Origin of the sequence: Acinetobacter sp. AL9 (assembly GCF_041464035.1) — a bacterium.
Classification (GTDB): Bacteria; Pseudomonadota; Gammaproteobacteria; order Pseudomonadales; family Moraxellaceae; genus Acinetobacter; species Acinetobacter towneri.
Genome location: NZ_JAYFSK010000004.1, coordinates 22,541 through 39,674, shown reverse-complemented (window position 1 = coordinate 39,674; position 17,134 = coordinate 22,541). Strand labels below are relative to the sequence as shown.

Genomic DNA, 17,134 nt, shown 5'->3' with positions numbered 1-17,134 from the left:
GCGCCTTGGCGCTTTTTTTATATCTGGAATTCACTTGAATAGCTGATTTGAATCACTGCACTTAGTTTACCGCAGTACTTTCAGTTGCAAGTTCAGCAGTTTCAGCCGACTCAGCAGTGACTTCATCAGAAGTTGCCGCATCAGATGGTTCAGCCGATTTCTGTTTTTTCTTGGCTTTTTGCGCTTTGTCCTTTTTCTCTGGGTCTTTTTTGTCCTTTTCTTTCTTGGACTTTTTCTTTTTCTTTGGCTCTTCTTCAATTTCAGCACCATCTTCAATGGCTTGCCAATACTCAAGTTGTTCCATCACTGCAGCGTAAATTGAACCTTTACTGTAACGTCCTTTTTTAGTGAGTTTACCCACAGGACGCGCCATTAAAATTTCTAAGGCTTGGTCAATGGTATCAATGGCGTGAATGTGGAACTGACCTTGTTCTACCGCTTCAATCACATCTTTACGCAACATAAGGTGCTGCATATTTTGACGTGGAATAATCACGCCTTGCTTACCAGTTAAACCTTGCAGTTTGCAGGCATCAAAGAAACCTTCAATTTTTGCATTCACGCCACCAATTGGCTGTACTTGACCAAGTTGGTTCATGGAGCCTGTAATGGCCCAAGATTGGTCAATAGGTAGTTGGCTGATTGCAGAAATCAAAGCAGAAAGCTCTGCCACTGTTGCACTGTCACCATCAACCTGACCATAACTTTGCTCAAAGGCAAGGGCAGCAGAAAAATGTAAAATTTGCTCACGGCCAAAATGTGCTTTGAGGAAACTGGCCATCAACAACACGCCTTTGGCATGTAAAGAACCGCCAAGTTCAACACTGCGTTCAATATCTAAAATATCGCCGCCGCCTTGATAGACTGAGGCGGTTAAGCGCGAAGGTAAGCCAAACTCGACATCGGCATAGTGAATGACCGACAGGGCATTAATTTGCCCTAAACGATGTCCGCGAGTTTCTATTAACTGCGTACCGCGTGATAAATCTTGCCAGTACAGTTCTCTTAAATAGCCTAAGCGATATTTGCGATGATCCAGTGCGGTATTGATATGCTGTTCGGAAACCGTTTTATCGCCCGCCTGTGCCGCATGGTGATGCGATTCACGAATTAAATCCCCCAAGGTGAGGGCATGTAAGGAGAGTGAGCTTTGATCTTCAGCTTGACGGCTTGAGTCAGTAAGTAAAGCTGCCAAAGCAGAACGGTCAAATGGTAATAATTTGTCAGATTGCACATAGTCGGCAATCAGCTGCATATATGCCTGCTCGTTTTCGTCATTACGTTGTAATGTATCGGTAAAGTCGGCACGGATTTTAAACACGCTGCCAAGTTCGGGTTCTAGCTCTAAAATTTCATAATAAATTTCAGGCTCTGCCAGTAAAATCACTTTAATATTTAGTGGAATGGCTTGTGGTTCAATTGAAATGCTGCCTGTTAAAGTTAGCATGTGTTCCAAAGATGAAAGTTTCAATTGCCCCGATTTTAAAGCGCGTTTCAGTCCTTGCCATGCATAAGGCTGTTCCAGTAACTGCTCTGCTTCGAGCATCAAAAAGCCGCCATTGGCTTTATGTAAGCTACCTGCACGAATTAAGGTGAAGTCAGTGGTAATGGTGCCGTTTTGCGTGAGTTGTTCTACATGCCCCAATAAATTGTAATGGGTTGGAAAATCTTCAAAAATAACAGGTACACCGCTGTTGGGTTTGTGCGTCACAATAATATTGGCTTGGTAGCGCGCAGGAATACGGCTAAAGGTGCCAGGACGGAAATCATCTTCTTCCTGTTCTAAAACAAACTCGACATTATTAATAATATCTTCGGCATAGTATTGTAAATATTCAGTCAAACCTTCGACACTAGGATATTTATTTTGAATAATATCAATGCGTGGCATTACCACTTGTTTGGCAATATCACGGTTCAGGTCTTGTACTTTGTCACGTGCGTCATCTTCTAAATCGCCTAAATGCAAACCCAAACGCTCCAGTTTTTTATTCATATAACGAATATTGGACGCAATTTCTGCACGGGTTTTGCTGTCCAAGGCGTTAATATCTTCCTTAGACATTTCCTGCATTTTGTCATTTTTCAGATGCACGGGTACAAAGCAATGTTCATCTTCCTGCGCAATCAGTTTTAAATCGAGTTCTTCACCTTCACTGGTCAGCTCAATTAAGGCTTGTTGCTGTTCATCACCCGCTTGCTGACGAATCATTTCAATGCGGTTGTGATAGGTTTCTGCGGTAAAGCGACGTTCGAGTTGCTTTAAAATAGTTTGCCAAGTTTGATGTAACAAACTTTGAAATTTAGGCGCTTGACCTGCAGGCAGTTGCAAGGCAATCGGTTGGCGCGGGTGTTTGAAATTATTGACATAAACCCAGTCATTCGGTGTGGGCATGCTCTTGGCATGTTGCTGCAGCAAACGCTTGACCATGGTACGTTTGCCCAATCCCGCCGTACCCACTGCAAAAATATTGTAGCCAGAATATGGCAGGGAAATACCTGCTTCCACCGAAGCGCGTGCCCGATCTTGTCCTAAAAAATTATTCAGCGGTTTAATGCGTCGGGTCGAAGCGGGAATGTTATCGTAATTTGGAATATGGGTTAGTTGTGTTGCTTTGAGTCGTGTATTTTCTAAAGTCGTTTGTATTTCGCTTTGTTCAAAGGCAGAGCTGAGAAGCGGTTGTTGTTCATCTTGCGCTGCTGTTGTTGTGTTGGTTGTCATTGATGGGGTGATTTGATCAAGTCTTTGGGTCACTGTAGAAATCCAAAACGAAATATTGCAGTTAGAAGTTTAAAGGTATACAGGTTTAAGCGGAAAATTCAAGCTAAGCCGTAATTTTTACTACAAAATGACAAGGCTGTTGTGGATAATTTCATAAATACTGTTGAAACAGAAGCTATTCCGCGATTGAATAACAACAATTTGACTTGATAGAAAATAATAATCGAATGACCACACAACAGACTGGGCAAACTTCAGCACAAAATACAGGGTGGAAAGCTGCATTTACGGCATTTTTAGACCGTCGTGCGCTGATTATGCTGTTTTTGGGCTTCTCTGCAGGTATTCCAATTTTACTGATTTTTTCCAGTCTATCTTTGTGGTTGGGCGAAGCAGGCATTGACAAAAGTGCGGTCACTTTCTTTAGTTGGGCTGCCTTGGGTTATTCCTTTAAATTTGTCTGGGCACCATTAATTGATGAATTACCCGTACCCTATTTAACCAAAAAACTAGGGCGACGTCGGGCATGGCTGCTCATTGCTCAATGTTTAATAGTCTGTGCAATTGCAGTCATGGCATTTTCTGACCCAGCTTTGGGGCAGGCACATTTATATCAAATGGCATTGGGTGCAGTATTACTAGGCTTTTCTGCAGCCACGCAAGACATTGTGATTGATGCTTACCGTATCGAATTGGCTGAAACTCAAATGCAAACCGTGTTGGCATCGACTTATAACGCGGGCTATCGCATTGGGATGATTGTTGCAGGGGCAGGTGCTTTATTTTTGGCTGCATCTTTAGGTACTGCTAAAGGCAACTATATTTATAGTGCATGGAAAATTACTTATTTGGCGATGGCTGCGGTGATGCTGATTGGCATTATCACGACTTTGGTGATTCGTGAACCGCAAGTGAATCGGGTCAGCAAACATTATCAACGACGCGACTATTTTCGTCTGGTTACGGTGTTTTTTGTTGCGGTATTCAGTTTTGTATTGTGCTACGTCTTTTCGGGTAATTTTACCGAAGCCTTAAAACAACAATTCCAACTCAAAGATGCATTTTTATTATTTTCTATAGAAGCTTTACGTTTTATTGCATCGGGTGCGGCTGCTGTAGGCATGGGCACAATTTTGGTCAAATTGGGCGCAGTCAATAAACAGATGGCATTTGAAACATGGGTGCATCCTGTTGCAGATTTCTTTAAACGCTACGGCATGAAACTGGCACTGGTGTTATTACTCTTGATTGGTTTTTATCGAGTTTCAGACATTATTGCAGGTGTAATTTCCAATGTGTTCTATCAGGATTTGAACTTTAGCAAAGAACAAATTGCCGAAGCGGTTAAGGTTTATGGGGTCATTTTCAGTTTAGTGGGTGGCTTCTTGGGCGGTTTACTGGCACAGCGTATGAACATTATGAAATTAATGTTTGTTGGCGCGGTGTTGGCATCATCCACCAATCTTATTTTTATTGGTCTGGTGAAGTCAGGACAGCAACTGAGCGATGTGCAAGTTTCTGTGGGGCAGCAACAATATCAAACCCAGGCCGATGAAGTTGGATATTGGAAAGTGGCTGTGCCTAGTCAGGTTTTAGCAACACAGGATGAAATTCAGGTACGTGCGCAATACCAAACGGGCGATACGCCGTCACGTTTAGTGTCGATGCCGTATTTGCACCAAACTGAGATTGAAACTGCACAACTCCAGTTTTTACCACTGACTTCGGATAATCGTATTAGCGAAAATGAAGCCAGCAACAGTATTGTCGTACGTGGGCAATATGCAGGGCCTGCCTTAACCGAACAGCAAAAAATTGTACTGCAGCTAGATGGTCAAAATTTTGATGCAAAACTAGATGCACAAGGAATTTTTACGGCAGCGATTGCAGGGCAGCTTTTGGCAGACTCACCAAGTAAACAACTGCAAGCTGTATTATTAAATGGACAGCAAACTGTACAACAACACAGCCAAACCTATCAGGTCGATTTAAACACACATGAAGGCAATGCTTTGGATGTAGATATACAACCTTTGCCGATCGTTCAATCATCTTCAAACAATATGGTTGAAATTCAGGGCAAGGTGATTAAGCCATATAGCACAGCATGGTTATATTTTGCGATTATTGTCGATAACTTGGCTTCAGGTTTAGCGGGCGCGGCTTTTATCGCATTTTTATCCAGTTTAACCAGTGTGTCATTTACTGCTGTGCAATATGCAATTTTTAGCTCACTCATGACCTTGACTCCTAAGATTTTAGGTGGTTATTCAGGTACTATAGTGACCAATATTGGTTATCCAAACTTTTTCCTCATGACCACATTAATTGGAATCCCTATTTTAATTTTAGTGGTGTGGGTGGCGAAATTGTTACGTGACCATCAACACATACAAGCAAAACCGATTGAACAAAAGGATGAATGACATGCGCATGCTGCATACCATGTTACGTGTAGGTAATTTAGAGCAATCATTAAAATTTTATACAGAAGTTTTAGGCATGACTTTGCTGCGTAAGCGTGATTATGAAGAAGGTCGTTTTACCCTTGCTTTTGTAGGCTATGGCGATGAAGAAAATCACACCGTTTTGGAGTTGACGCATAACTGGGATACAGACAGCTATGATTTGGGCAATGGTTATGGTCATATTGCAATTGCGGTAGACGATGCCTACAAAGCATGTGAAGAAATTAAAGCGCGCGGCGGCAATGTGGTACGTGAAGCAGGGCCAATGAAAGGTGGTGTAACTGTCATTGCTTTTGTTGAAGACCCAGATGGTTATAAAGTTGAATTGATTCAGCAAGATCAGAACGCACGTAATAACTAAGTCTTCATCAGTGAAGCAGTAAAAACCAGACCTTTATGGCGCAATAAACTGAATGTTGTTCAGTATTCATTTTGAAAATATTGAACATCGCCTGAAAATGCTCGCTTTTTGAATATTGCTCAGTAATATACCTTTATCGAAAGGTAAAAATTGCTGGGCTTTTTTGCAACAGTAAAAGAATATACAGGATGTGTTTATGTTGAAGTTATTGGCATTGGATCGCTTTACCATTCTTTTGTTTGTGATGGTCATCCTCGCCAGTGTCGTGCCTGTGTCAGGGCAAGCAGCCGAAGTTTTTAGTGTGATTACGACAGTTGCCATTGCAATCTTATTCTTTTTGCATGGGGCGAAATTATCACGTGAAGCTGTCATTCAGGGCATGATGCATTGGAAATTGCATGCGTTGGTATTTACTTTTACCTTTGCGTTATTCCCAATTTTAGGTTTGCTGGCAAAGCCAATTCTAGTGCCAATGCTGGGGCAGGAGCTGTATTGGGGCTTTTTGTTCATGTGCTTTTTGCCTTCAACCGTGCAATCTTCAATTGCCTTTACGTCAGTGGCAAAAGGCAATGTTGCCAGCGCAGTCTGCAGTGCGTCATTCTCTAATTTAATTGGGATGTTTATTACCCCAGTTTTAGTAGGCATCTTTATTTTAGGGCAGTCTGAACACGGTTTTGACCCGACAAATTCGATTATTCAAATTACTTTATTGTTATTGGTGCCATTTATTTTGGGGCAGTTATTACGTCCTTATGTTTTTCCTCAGATGTTGAAATTACCAAAGCTGGTCAAGGTATTTGATCAGGGTTCGATTTTGATGGTGGTTTATGGTGCATTTAGTGGGGCAGTGGTAGCAGGATTGTGGCATCAAGTTAGTGGTATGACTTTATTGCTGTTGATTATTGCTTGTTCCGTGTTATTGACCCTTGTGATGTGGTTGGCGTGGGTTGTGCCGCAATGGTTGGGTTTTGCACGTGAAGACCAAATTGCCGCATTTTTTTGTAGCTCCAAAAAAACCTTAGCCAGTGGTGTACCGATGGCGCAAATTTTATTTATTGGGCAGCCGTTGGGGATGATTGTTTTACCGATCATGATTTTCCATCAAATTCAGTTGATGGTGTGCGGTGTGATAGCCAATTATCTCGAAAAGCAGCCTGATTCGACTGAACCTCAGGAATTAAATTCCTAAGAATAATTAGCTTTAAAATATTTTATTCCGTATAATATTGCCCAACTTGTTGTGCTTAGCTCTGACGGTATCCGTCTCGGTGGGCCAAAAGAATGGTCTGTTGTGGTGTTGGTCTGCTTTTAAAGCATGTCCTCATTTTTTTAATGAGAGTGACCAATTGCGATGACAGCTTAAGCCTTCTTAAATCTTAGGAGTAATCGACGATGCGCGCCGATATTCACCCAAAATATGAAAAATTAGTTGCAACTTGTTCTTGCGGTAACGTAATCGAAACTCGTTCAGCAGTTGGTAAAGAAACTCTTTATCTTGACGTATGTTCTGCATGCCACCCGTTCTACACTGGTAAGCAAAAGAACGTTGACACTGGCGGTCGTATCGACAAGTTCAAACAACGTTTTGCTGGTATGTCACGTTCTATCAAACGTTAATATCCAGTACGAAAAAAACGGGCAATTGCCCGTTTTTTTGTGCCTTAAATTTTAGGGTCTACAAATAGACCCTAATGCACAAGACCTTATTGGTCTTGCACATCAATTAAATGATCGAGTTTTTTCTGGAAATAATCACCCTGAATAAAGCGCGCATCGACATTCCACGCATTCGCAAACAGGTTCATATCATTTAAGTCACGCAATAACACTTCTACAGGTTTAATTTCACTATAAATGCTCAATTGTTCCTGTAATTCTTGCGTCGAGTCATCAGCAGCCAGTTTTTCAGTCAGTGCACTGTGCAAGGTCAAGTAGTGAATATCGACTTGTTTCAAGATAGATTCACTATAAATCGAATGACCAAAATCACGCAGAGAAATTTCAGCGCCGTGCTGACGTAATAAACTGATTTGTTTCTGCGCATCACCTAAGTTTTGGCTGATGTCTTCTTCAGAGAATTGCAAAATTAATGGATGGCTGAGGCGGCTACCAATAATCGTTATCAGTTTAGACACAAACTCAGGGAAGCTGCGGTCTTGTAATAAAACAAATTTGTTTAAATTGATAATCAGCTTCGCTTCAGGATATTGGGTGATGAAGTTGTGCAATTGTTTACAAGCTTCGACCAAAATCCAACGATCCAGTTTAATGGATAATTCTGGGTCTTCAGCCAAATCTATTAAGCCTGTCAGTGATTTCCATTCACTATTGAAAATAAAGCCACTAGTTACTTCATAGGTATATAAATTGGTGTCTTGCTTATCATAAAGTTGTTGATACTTCAGATGAATTTCACCACGATCAAGACTTTGACGTATCGCTGCAATAATCGCAGATTCACTATACGATTGTGGTACAGCTGCAGCAGATTCAATTACATTTAAGTTAGATTCACCAAAGGACAAGTCTAAGGTTAAACCTGAGTTATGTTGTTCTTGCTGTTGTGGTAATGCGTTGGCAAAACCTTGGCTAATCAGTTGCTCAAAACTGCTTTCATTTTGAATGTCTGGAGTGAATGGCACATAACCAATACGCAAATTAAGTGGGTAAGTATGTTGATCTACCGTAAGTAATTGCGGTTTCGTGAGTGAATTTAAGCCAATCAGTTTCGATTCTAAAATTGCAGGCGATTCTGCTTGGAACAAACCAACCACTAAACCATTACTCACATTAAATAATGGTACATTGGTCTGTTCTTTTAAAAAATTTTGAATGTTGGTAAAGTAATTTTTTGTGGTTTGCCAGTCGGCTTGGAAAATTGATTCAGGACAGTTCGCCAAAGAAAACACCACCAAAGCATTGGCACTAGAAGGCTGTTTGGCTAAAGTGCGATTTACCAATTGGTATGTGCTTGGTTTTGCCGCTGCTTTGTCTGCTGTCGTTTGAGCAGGGACAGTATTTTGCGCCGTATTTTCAATATCTATGGTGATTTGTATGGCGTCGTCAGCTGCTCCAACAAATTCAATTTTGAGTGGGTTTTGTTTTGCCAGAAGCGGGTTTTGGCTATGAATATCAAAACGGCCGTGTTCAAATTGTCCTTGACTGACTTTCTTAAAGCGGAATTTAAAATCTGTAATATCTTGCGGTTGCAATAAATCCAATAATGGCAAGCCAATAAGGTCATCTTCACTTTTTAAACCAAATAGCTGTAAATATTCAGCATTGGCTTGTGCATGAATTCCTTCCTGAATAATGGCTACTGCTTTGCTACTGTCTTCGACCAACGCCTGAGCTTGTGATTGTGCATTTTCCAGTTCAGTCATAAGTTGTTCTTGTGACTGCTGTAAGCGACTAAAAGACAGTGCGCGAATTAAGCCAAAATAGAAGCGTTCGGGGTAATCTAAATTGATAATGTCATAGATGCCTTTGCGCACATAACTGGTGTATTGCGTGGCATCGTAATCGTCTGGTTTGAGCAAAAGTAGCGGTAAATTTGGTTGCTGTGATGCACGAATTAAAGTGAGTGCCTGATCGACTTTTAGGTCATAAGCACGACCAAAGATCACCAAATCCCAAGTTAAATGTAATTGTTTTTCAAAGTTTTTAATGTCATCTAATAGATAAGCCTGAACACGGTGCTCATTTGCAGTGAGTTGTTCACAAATTTGATTAAAACGTATTTGGTTGTCATCGATTATGAGTAAACGTGTTTCGGTACGTTTGAGCTTTTTAGACAATAATGGATTTCTCACTTTAATGCTTCCCATAAATCGTGATTTTTAACTTCATTCACTTGTTTCTGAATAAAACCATCAAGTAAAGGCTGTTGTTGGTCATTCAACAACTCAAAATCAAAGCGCATAAAGCTTTGGGTAATCAATAACGGCTTAATTAAGAACACTTTTAGTTCTTCTTCACCTAAACGTAGCTGTACGGTTTGTTTGTCACGTAATAATTGCAGACTTGGCAAAATCAATGAGGTATTGACTTCATTGACCTGCGTACTTTGTACCAATAATGCTGGATGATAATGTCCTGTATGCCGATCTGTTTTAACAAAAACAGCACAAGGGTAAATATCTTGGGTTAAAATTTCCAAGCCAAGTTCTAAGCTTTTTTCAGCAGATTGTTTAATCCAGCGAATGACACCACCACGCCACGGACTTTGGCTATTTTCCTGAACCAGAATAAATTCACCTGTTTTAAGGTTTTTCGGTGTTTCACCCGTCCATTTAATACGATAGCCGTTGACACTAATATCTAAAACATCGGCATTGTAAATTTGTTTGGCTTCACGGTCTAAGGTTTTAACAGCGCTAATATCTACCGTAGAGTTGGTATGCATGGCATTGATAAACTGGCTTTCATTCTGGAATTGGTAGTTATCGCCCAAAGACAGCGTTTCATTGAAGTTTTTACCATTAGACAGATAAAAATGTGCCACAGTCAAACCAAAGCAAATTTTAATTCGTGCCGAATATTCATAACGCTCATGCACACGTTCTGCCGTATTGGTCAAAATATTGTGCAAATGGAAATGCAAAGCAGGGGTTAAGAATAGCTTTTCATTGCGTGATAAATGTTCACCTTTACGACCTTGAGCTTCATTTAAATGATCGAGTAGGGGTTGAGTTGCAATAAAAATATTGGCATGAAAACCTTGGCTTTGGTGCGTATTGTAAATAGGTGGATGATCTTTGCTTGCATCGACCACATAACGTGAAAGCGTCGTTTCTTTGGGTAAAACTTGAATCAGTTTTGCCCAATCAAAGCTACAGAGATATAAGCCTTGAATTTCTGCAGGTCGAATTTGATGGGTATTGAAAATTTCCAATAAAATCAGCTGTGCATAGGCTTGAGCAATATTAATCAGTTGATGTTGTGTGCCTTGTAACTGATTAATATTATTTAAATAATAATGTTGTTGAATAGCTGTATCTAAAAGTTGGTGTGCAATTAACCACTGATTTGGCAAGGCGTGGCTATAAAGCATGTGTTGTTGATAGCGCAGTAGAGCTAATTGTTGTAAAGCATAATAGCTAGATAGAACTCGTGCAGTTTGTAAGTTCTTTTTTAAATTAAAGGCAAATAAAGAAAATTTTTGTTGGGTGAGTTGTTGGTGGCTACGTCGGGAAATATTAATATAGACTTTGGCGAAATGACTGCGTAATAACAGCGCGAGTTCAATAATATGATCGTTGCGGTCATTACTAATCAAAGCCTGGTTGAAAAAATGCTTTTCCAGACTGGTAAGCACATTTTCAAGTGTCGGATGAATAGCTTGAATTAAGTCAAAACGTAATGTTTCCTGACATTTCAGTTCTGAAATTTCTAAAAGTGCATTAAATAGAGCTTGGGAAGAATCACCCAATTGTAAAATGGATAAATCCGCTGCCCATGCCTGAATGCTTTTAACCGTATTTTGACAAAAACTCAATTGCTCCAGCTTTAGTTCGCTGGGAACTAGAAAAAGATCTGAAGTATTCATATTCATGATTGTTATTTAACTCAATAAGTTGAAACCCCAAAAAGCGGTGTCTTGTTTTTTTCGCCCGCAATTTCCCTAACGAGTTTAGGAACTAAATAGCCGGGTAAGTTCGCTAAAAGCTCTTTATAGATGTGATCAATGTCTTGCGGCATTAAATCAAAATGATGCGCTCCTTTTACTTTATCTAACACGTGTAAATAGTAAGGCATCACCCCCGCATCAAAAAGACGATAGCTTAAATCGACCAAGACCTGAGCAGAATTATTGACCCCATTTAATAAGACTGCTTGATTCAGAACGGTGATGTTTTGTTCGACTAACTTGGCAAGTTGCGAACAGGTAAAGTCATCTAATTCTGATGCGTGGTTCGAGTGTACCACTAGAATAATACGCAGCCTACTATTTTTTAGTAAGGAAATCAGCGATTCATCGACACGGTTGGGAATAACAATCGGAACTCGTGAATGAATTCTCAAAAATTTTATTTGCGGAATAGACGCCAATCGCTCAATCCAGATATTTAATTTACGATTTGACAAAGTGAGCGGGTCGCCACCACTTAAAATCACTTCATTAATATCGGGCTGACTTTCAATGTAATTACGGATATTGTCCCAGTCTTCAGTTTTTGGCAGATTTTCCTGATAAGGAAAGTGCCTGCGGAAACAATAACGACAATGTACTGCGCAAGCACCAGTCAAGGTCAGCAAAAAGCGTGATTTATATTTGTGTAAGACTCCAGGTTGTTGATTGGCTTGTTCCTCACCCAAAGGGTCGGTCACAAATCCAGGATGATCTTCCAGTTCTAAATGATGTGGCAGAACCTGTAACAGTAAAGGATCGAGTGGATTGCCTTTTTGCATTTTGGCCACAAATGCACGCGGGATACGCAATTTAAACTGATTTGATGCCAGTAAAGCACCTGACAGCAACTGCTGTTCAGACAGCTCTAAAATATTTAACAATTCGCGTGGGTCGGTGATCAAGTCACTGAGTTGAGATTGCCAGTTTTGTTCTTGGTACAGGTAGTTGATCATGCCAGAAAAGATTTAAATATGAGGTGAAAGGAACCAAGTACACATCTATTTAGCGTAGATGAATTCTTTGTTCATTGAGCGTGAATGCCGCGAATGATTAATCGCTTTGAATCAGAATCATTACAAAACAGCTGATTTTACCGATATCCTGAGGTGATCGGTAGTGGATTTTCATTGCTTCGTTATGGCTTGCTCATTTACAATACGTCCGATGAAAAAAGATGTTGCAAGATGGCGAGCATCGCAAAGCTGCGTTGGTCATTTGCTTTGTAACATAAATAGTTAAGTTAGTCAGTTTGGAGTGTGCCAGTCATGGCCTATTATTCTACGAATGATTTCAAGTCAGGCCTTAAGGTTATGCTTGATGGTAACCCATGTTCAATCATGGAAAATGAATATGTAAAGCCAGGTAAAGGTCAAGCGTTTAACCGCGTAAAACTTCGTAACCTTCGTTCTGGTAAAGTTTTAGAAAAAACATTTAAGTCTGGTGATTCACTAGAAGCAGCTGACATTGTAGAAGTAGAAATGGAATACCTCTACAACGATGGCGAAATGTGGAACTTCATGGATCCTGTATCTTTTGAGCAAATTGCTGCTGACAAAACCGCAATGGGCGATGCTGCAAAATGGTTAAAAGATGATTCAAACGAAAAATGTACCATTATGTTGTTTAACGGTGTGCCTTTAACTGTAAACGCACCAAACTTCGTGGTATTAAAAATTGTCGAAACTGATCCGGGTGTACGTGGCGATACTTCTGGTGGTGGCGGTAAACCAGCGAAATTAGAAACAGGTGCAGTGGTACGTGTTCCTTTATTCGTACAGCAAGAAGAAAGCGTTCGTGTAGATACACGTACAGGTGAATACCTAGAACGCGCATAATGATTTATTGATAAATCATAAGTAAAAGAGGGGGATGATTCGCGTCATCCCCCTTTTTTGTTGATTTGATTATGTGGTAAAAGAATAGGTGAAAAGTATAGGAAACTGTTGGTGCTCCATTTAAGTGTACGGTAGCGCACACTATGGATGTAAGGGCAGCAGACATCAAAATAAAAGGAGCAGGATCAACCAAGGATTTAGGAATTAAAGCAAGGGTCTGTAGACATTTCATAAATGGCTTGCGCTGTAGGCTAAAACTGAGCAGATCAGGCATGAAACGCAGGGAATAGCGAGACTATTGCCAAGTTTCATAACGCAATCTGAGAAAGTTTTAGCCACAGCCTTAGCAAAAACAAGCACTGCTTTGTTTGCAGTGCAAGGCGCAGCGAAGGACAAGCATATTTTTTTGCTGCTATTTCGTTATGAGTCAGTCATTTAGAATGACTAAATTTCCTGCCTCATGCCTTATATCAGTTAAAAAATATGCGTAGTCGCAAACATAGACGAAGTGTCTACAGCCCCTAAATCTCGACAATAAAAGTAACGCTTAAAAAATGTAACAAGAAGAGAGATTGACATGGAAACAGTTCAACCGAAGTCTGGTCTGACTTCAAAAATTATATGGCTTTTGGTCGCTATATTGGGTGCAGTATCTTTTGGGATATTGGCAGTCAGTAGAGGCGAACACGTCAATGCAGTCTGGTTAGTTTTAGCTGCGGTCTGTGTCTATAGCATTGCATACCGCTTCTACAGTTTATTTATTGCCACCAAAGTATTTGAGTTAAATGAGCGACGCTTAACGCCCGCACATCGTTTGGCTGACGGTTTAGATTATGTGCCCACCAATAAAAGTGTGTTATTTGGTCACCACTTTGCCGCGATTGCAGGTGCAGGCCCTTTAGTTGGGCCTATTCTTGCAGCACAAATGGGTTATTTACCCGGCACGATCTGGCTTTTAGTCGGGGTGGTGTTGGCAGGTGCAGTCCAAGACTTTTTGGTTTTGTTTATTTCTACACGTCGTGATGGGCGTTCTTTGGGAGAAATGGCAAAACAAGAGTTGGGTTCATTTGCTGGTGTGATTGTCATGCTGGGTGCGCTGGGCGTGATGGTGATTATTCTTGCCGTACTCGCTTTGGTTGTCGTGAAAGCTTTAACCAATAGTCCGTGGGGCGTATTTAGTATTGCAGCCACCATCCCAATTGCGATTTTCATGGGCATTTATATGCGTTTTATTCGCCCGGGGAAAATTGCTGAGGTTTCCATTATTGGTTTTGTCCTGATGATGATGGGTATTATTTATGGTGAAAATGTTGCACAGCATCCATTCTGGGGGCCTTTATTTACTTTAAGTGGCACAGAATTAACGTGGTGTTTAATTGCCTACGGTTTTATTGCTTCAGTTTTGCCAGTGTGGTTGTTATTGGCGCCACGTGATTATTTATCGACGTTCTTAAAAATTGGTGTTATAGCGGGTTTGGCTGTCGGGATTGTGTTTGCAATGCCTGAAATGAAGATGCCTGCGGTGACCCATTTTATTGATGGTACAGGGCCAGTATTTGCGGGTTCATTGTTCCCATTCTTATTTATTACCATTGCCTGCGGTGCGATTTCAGGTTTCCACGCCTTAGTGTCTTCAGGTACGACGCCAAAACTAGTCAATAACGAAAAAGACATTCGGATGATTGGTTATGGCGGCATGTTGATGGAGTCTTTCGTGGCAATCATGGCAATGATTTGTGCTACGGTGCTAGACCCAGGCGTGTACTTTGCCATTAATGCACCCACTGCAGTTTTAGGTACAACGGTGGAAAGTGCAGCAGAAGCGGTACGAAATTTAGGCTTTGTAGTGACTCCTGAGGCTTTAACCATTTTGGCAAAAGAAGTCGGTGAAAGTTCGATTCTGTCACGTACTGGTGGTGCGCCAACTTTTGCAATTGGTATGGCACATATTATCACTGAGATTTTTAATAACCGCTCGATGATGGCATTCTGGTATCACTTTGCCATTTTATTTGAAGCCTTATTTATTTTAACTGCAGTAGATGCAGGCACACGTGCTTGCCGTTTTATGGTGCAAGATACTGTAGGTATTGTTATTCCTGCAGTGAAAAATTCACATAACTTCTTTGGTAACTTGCTTGGCACAGCAGTTGCGGTGGCTGGTTGGGGCTTCTTCGTCTACCAAGGCGTGGTCGATCCTTTAGGCGGTATTAACAGCTTATGGCCACTGTTTGGTATTGGTAACCAAATTTTGGCAGCGATGGCACTCATTTTAGGTACAGTGATTCTGTTTAAAATGAAAAAAGAAAAATATGTTTGGGTGACGATTATCCCAACGGTTTTCTTGTTCATTACTTCAATGACCGCAGGCTGGCAAAAGATTTTCCATGACAATCCAAAAATTGGTTTCTTGGCGCAAGCGGATCGTTTCAGTGCAGCAATTCAACGTAATGAAATTTTAGCACCTGCTAAAACAGTGACTGAAATGCAAACCATTGTGATGTCCAATCAAATTAATGCCGTGTTATGTGGTTTCTTTATGATTGTGGCATTTGTGATGTTGTTCGCTGCCATTGGGGTGATTCGTCGTGCATTGGCAAATCCAACGCCAACCGTACATGAAGCCGAAGCGATTTATCGCGATCCTGAAACGATTCAGCCGAATAGCGGTCATTAGGAGTGAGCACATGATTAAGCTTAAATTTGCCCAACAAGGTAAAACGGTGATTTACAACATCATTAAAATGACCATCATGTCGCAAAAGGATTTGATTCTGAATCCGAAAAACTGGTCGCGTATCGCTACTTTATGGCAGCGTTTGCAACAAAGTTTTCGTTTAATGGTCGGTGTACCCGATTATCAGAATTATTTGGAACACATGCGTAAGCATCATCCAGATTTAGAAGCCATGGATCCGAAGACTTTTTATCGCTACTGTGTCGATGCGCGTTATCCATCGGCAAAAGGTGGTTTGAAAAAGTGTCCGTGTTAATCCCGTATCACGATGGAAACGTATAGAGATACGAGCTGTTTAAAACTTACTTTTTTAGGCAGTTTAGAATATCTCGAGGATTTCTTTGGAAATTTAGCAAAACGGTGTATGTTTAAACATGCGCCGTTTTTTATTGGGGATAAGGGGATTTACTGTGATTTGGGGTACAGAAAAAGTTCAAAAACAACAACTGACGCAAGCGCAGCAACAGCTCAATGCACAGATTGAATCTTATGCTGGAAAAATTCAGGCTTTTTTGACTGAAATTAATACCATTATTTTAGATAAAGAACAGCAGACCAAATTGGCGTTAAGTTGTTTGTTGGCGGGCGGGCATGTGCTTTTTGAAGATTTACCCGGATTAGGTAAAACGACTTTATCGAGTGCCTTATCGCACTTGGCGGGTCTGCAATTTCAGCGTATTCAGTTTACCAATGACATGCTGGCCAGTGATGTGATTGGCGTGAATATGTTTAATCAAAAAGAACATCAATTTGAGTTTAAGCAAGGCCCTATTTTTACCCAAATTTTATTGGCAGATGAAATTAACCGTTGTTCGCCTAAAACCCAAAGTGCCTTGTTGGAAGCGATGGAAGAAGGCGCGGTTACGGTGGATGGTGTGCGTTATAGCTTGCCGCAACCTTTTTGGGTGATTGCCACACAAAATCCACTGTTTCAAAGTGGTACTTATGCGCTGCCAGAATCACAGCTTGATCGTTTTTTAATGCGTCTGTCTTTGGGTTATCCATCGCGTTTTGCTGAAAAAATGCTGTTGCAACAAAACTCCAGACATGCGCTGATTGCCAGTTTGGCCCATATTTTTACTGAAACAGAAATTTTAAATTTACAGCAATTGGTCACAGAAATTTATGTGTCAGATACCGCGCTAGACTACTTACTCGACTTAGCCGCAGAAACCCGTAAAGCGCGTCACGGATTATCTACCCGTGGTGTTTTGGCACTTAAAAAAGCAGCGCAAGCACATGCCTTAATTGAGCAACGCAGTTTTGTCACTGCCGATGATATTCAAGCGGTATTTGTGGCAGTTGCCGCACATCGTATTGGATTGAGTGAGGCAGAAACTTTGCATGTGATGCAACAGGTTAAAGTGAGTTAGTACACG

Annotated in this window: 12 protein-coding genes; 8 read left to right on the top strand and 4 right to left on the bottom strand. The window is 40.9% G+C overall.

Annotated features, from left to right (window positions below):
• Positions 1–61: 61 nt before the first annotated feature.
• On the bottom strand, positions 62–2,755 hold the full coding sequence (locus ACEO2X_RS01620) for a Lon protease family protein (RefSeq protein ID WP_131261142.1): 2,694 nt from the start codon (positions 2,753–2,755) through the stop codon (positions 62–64).
• A gap of 194 nt (positions 2,756–2,949) precedes the next feature.
• Between ACEO2X_RS01620 and ACEO2X_RS01615 the strand changes: the two genes are divergently transcribed.
• From ACEO2X_RS01615 to rpmE, 4 genes are all read left to right on the top strand, one after another.
• The gene (locus ACEO2X_RS01615; RefSeq protein WP_096901072.1) at positions 2,950–5,148 is read left to right on the top strand and encodes an MFS transporter; all 2,199 of its coding nucleotides are present in this window, start codon (positions 2,950–2,952) and stop codon (positions 5,146–5,148) included.
• 1 nt (position 5,149) lies between these two features.
• Positions 5,150–5,551: a lactoylglutathione lyase gene (gene gloA, locus ACEO2X_RS01610; RefSeq protein ID WP_004971627.1), complete on the top strand. Its 402-nt coding sequence runs from the start codon at positions 5,150–5,152 to the stop codon at positions 5,549–5,551.
• Between the two features lie 190 nt (positions 5,552–5,741).
• Positions 5,742–6,740, top strand: a complete 999-nt coding sequence (locus tag ACEO2X_RS01605) for a bile acid:sodium symporter family protein (protein WP_171062555.1) — start codon at positions 5,742–5,744, stop codon at positions 6,738–6,740.
• Positions 6,741–6,943: 203 nt separating this feature from the next.
• Positions 6,944–7,168 (top strand): 50S ribosomal protein L31, encoded by a 225-nt coding sequence (gene rpmE, locus ACEO2X_RS01600; RefSeq protein WP_004971624.1) that lies wholly within the window; start codon positions 6,944–6,946, stop codon positions 7,166–7,168.
• A gap of 86 nt (positions 7,169–7,254) precedes the next feature.
• On the opposite strand, the gene ACEO2X_RS01595 is transcribed toward rpmE, so the two are convergent.
• The 3 genes from ACEO2X_RS01595 to epmB are packed head-to-tail and all read right to left on the bottom strand — an operon-like array spanning position 7,255 to position 12,136.
• Positions 7,255–9,378 (bottom strand): EAL domain-containing protein, encoded by a 2,124-nt coding sequence (locus tag ACEO2X_RS01595; RefSeq protein WP_004971622.1) that lies wholly within the window; start codon positions 9,376–9,378, stop codon positions 7,255–7,257.
• Positions 9,360–11,105, bottom strand: coding sequence for a GTPase (locus ACEO2X_RS01590; protein ID WP_242770316.1), 1,746 nt, complete (start codon positions 11,103–11,105; stop codon positions 9,360–9,362). Before ACEO2X_RS01590 ends, ACEO2X_RS01595 begins: the two co-directional genes overlap by 19 nt.
• A 14-nt stretch (positions 11,106–11,119) precedes the next feature.
• Complete coding sequence (epmB, locus tag ACEO2X_RS01585) at positions 11,120–12,136, bottom strand: EF-P beta-lysylation protein EpmB (protein ID WP_096901068.1); 1,017 nt, start codon at positions 12,134–12,136, stop codon at positions 11,120–11,122.
• Between the two features lie 312 nt (positions 12,137–12,448).
• Here epmB and efp point away from each other — a divergent pair, with 312 nt between their 5' ends.
• From efp to ACEO2X_RS01565, 4 genes are all read left to right on the top strand, one after another.
• Positions 12,449–13,018 (top strand): elongation factor P, encoded by a 570-nt coding sequence (gene efp / locus ACEO2X_RS01580; protein ID WP_004971615.1) that lies wholly within the window; start codon positions 12,449–12,451, stop codon positions 13,016–13,018.
• Between the two features lie 577 nt (positions 13,019–13,595).
• Positions 13,596–15,695 carry a carbon starvation CstA family protein gene (locus ACEO2X_RS01575; protein WP_131261139.1) on the top strand — a complete coding sequence of 700 codons (2,100 nt, stop codon included), beginning with the start codon at positions 13,596–13,598 and terminating at the stop codon, positions 15,693–15,695.
• A 10-nt stretch (positions 15,696–15,705) separates the two neighbouring features.
• Positions 15,706–16,011, top strand: coding sequence for a YbdD/YjiX family protein (locus ACEO2X_RS01570; protein ID WP_171324790.1), 306 nt, complete (start codon positions 15,706–15,708; stop codon positions 16,009–16,011).
• 157 nt (positions 16,012–16,168) lie between these two features.
• Positions 16,169–17,128: a MoxR family ATPase gene (locus ACEO2X_RS01565; RefSeq protein WP_104853219.1), complete on the top strand. Its 960-nt coding sequence runs from the start codon at positions 16,169–16,171 to the stop codon at positions 17,126–17,128.
• Positions 17,129–17,134: the final 6 nt, after the last annotated feature.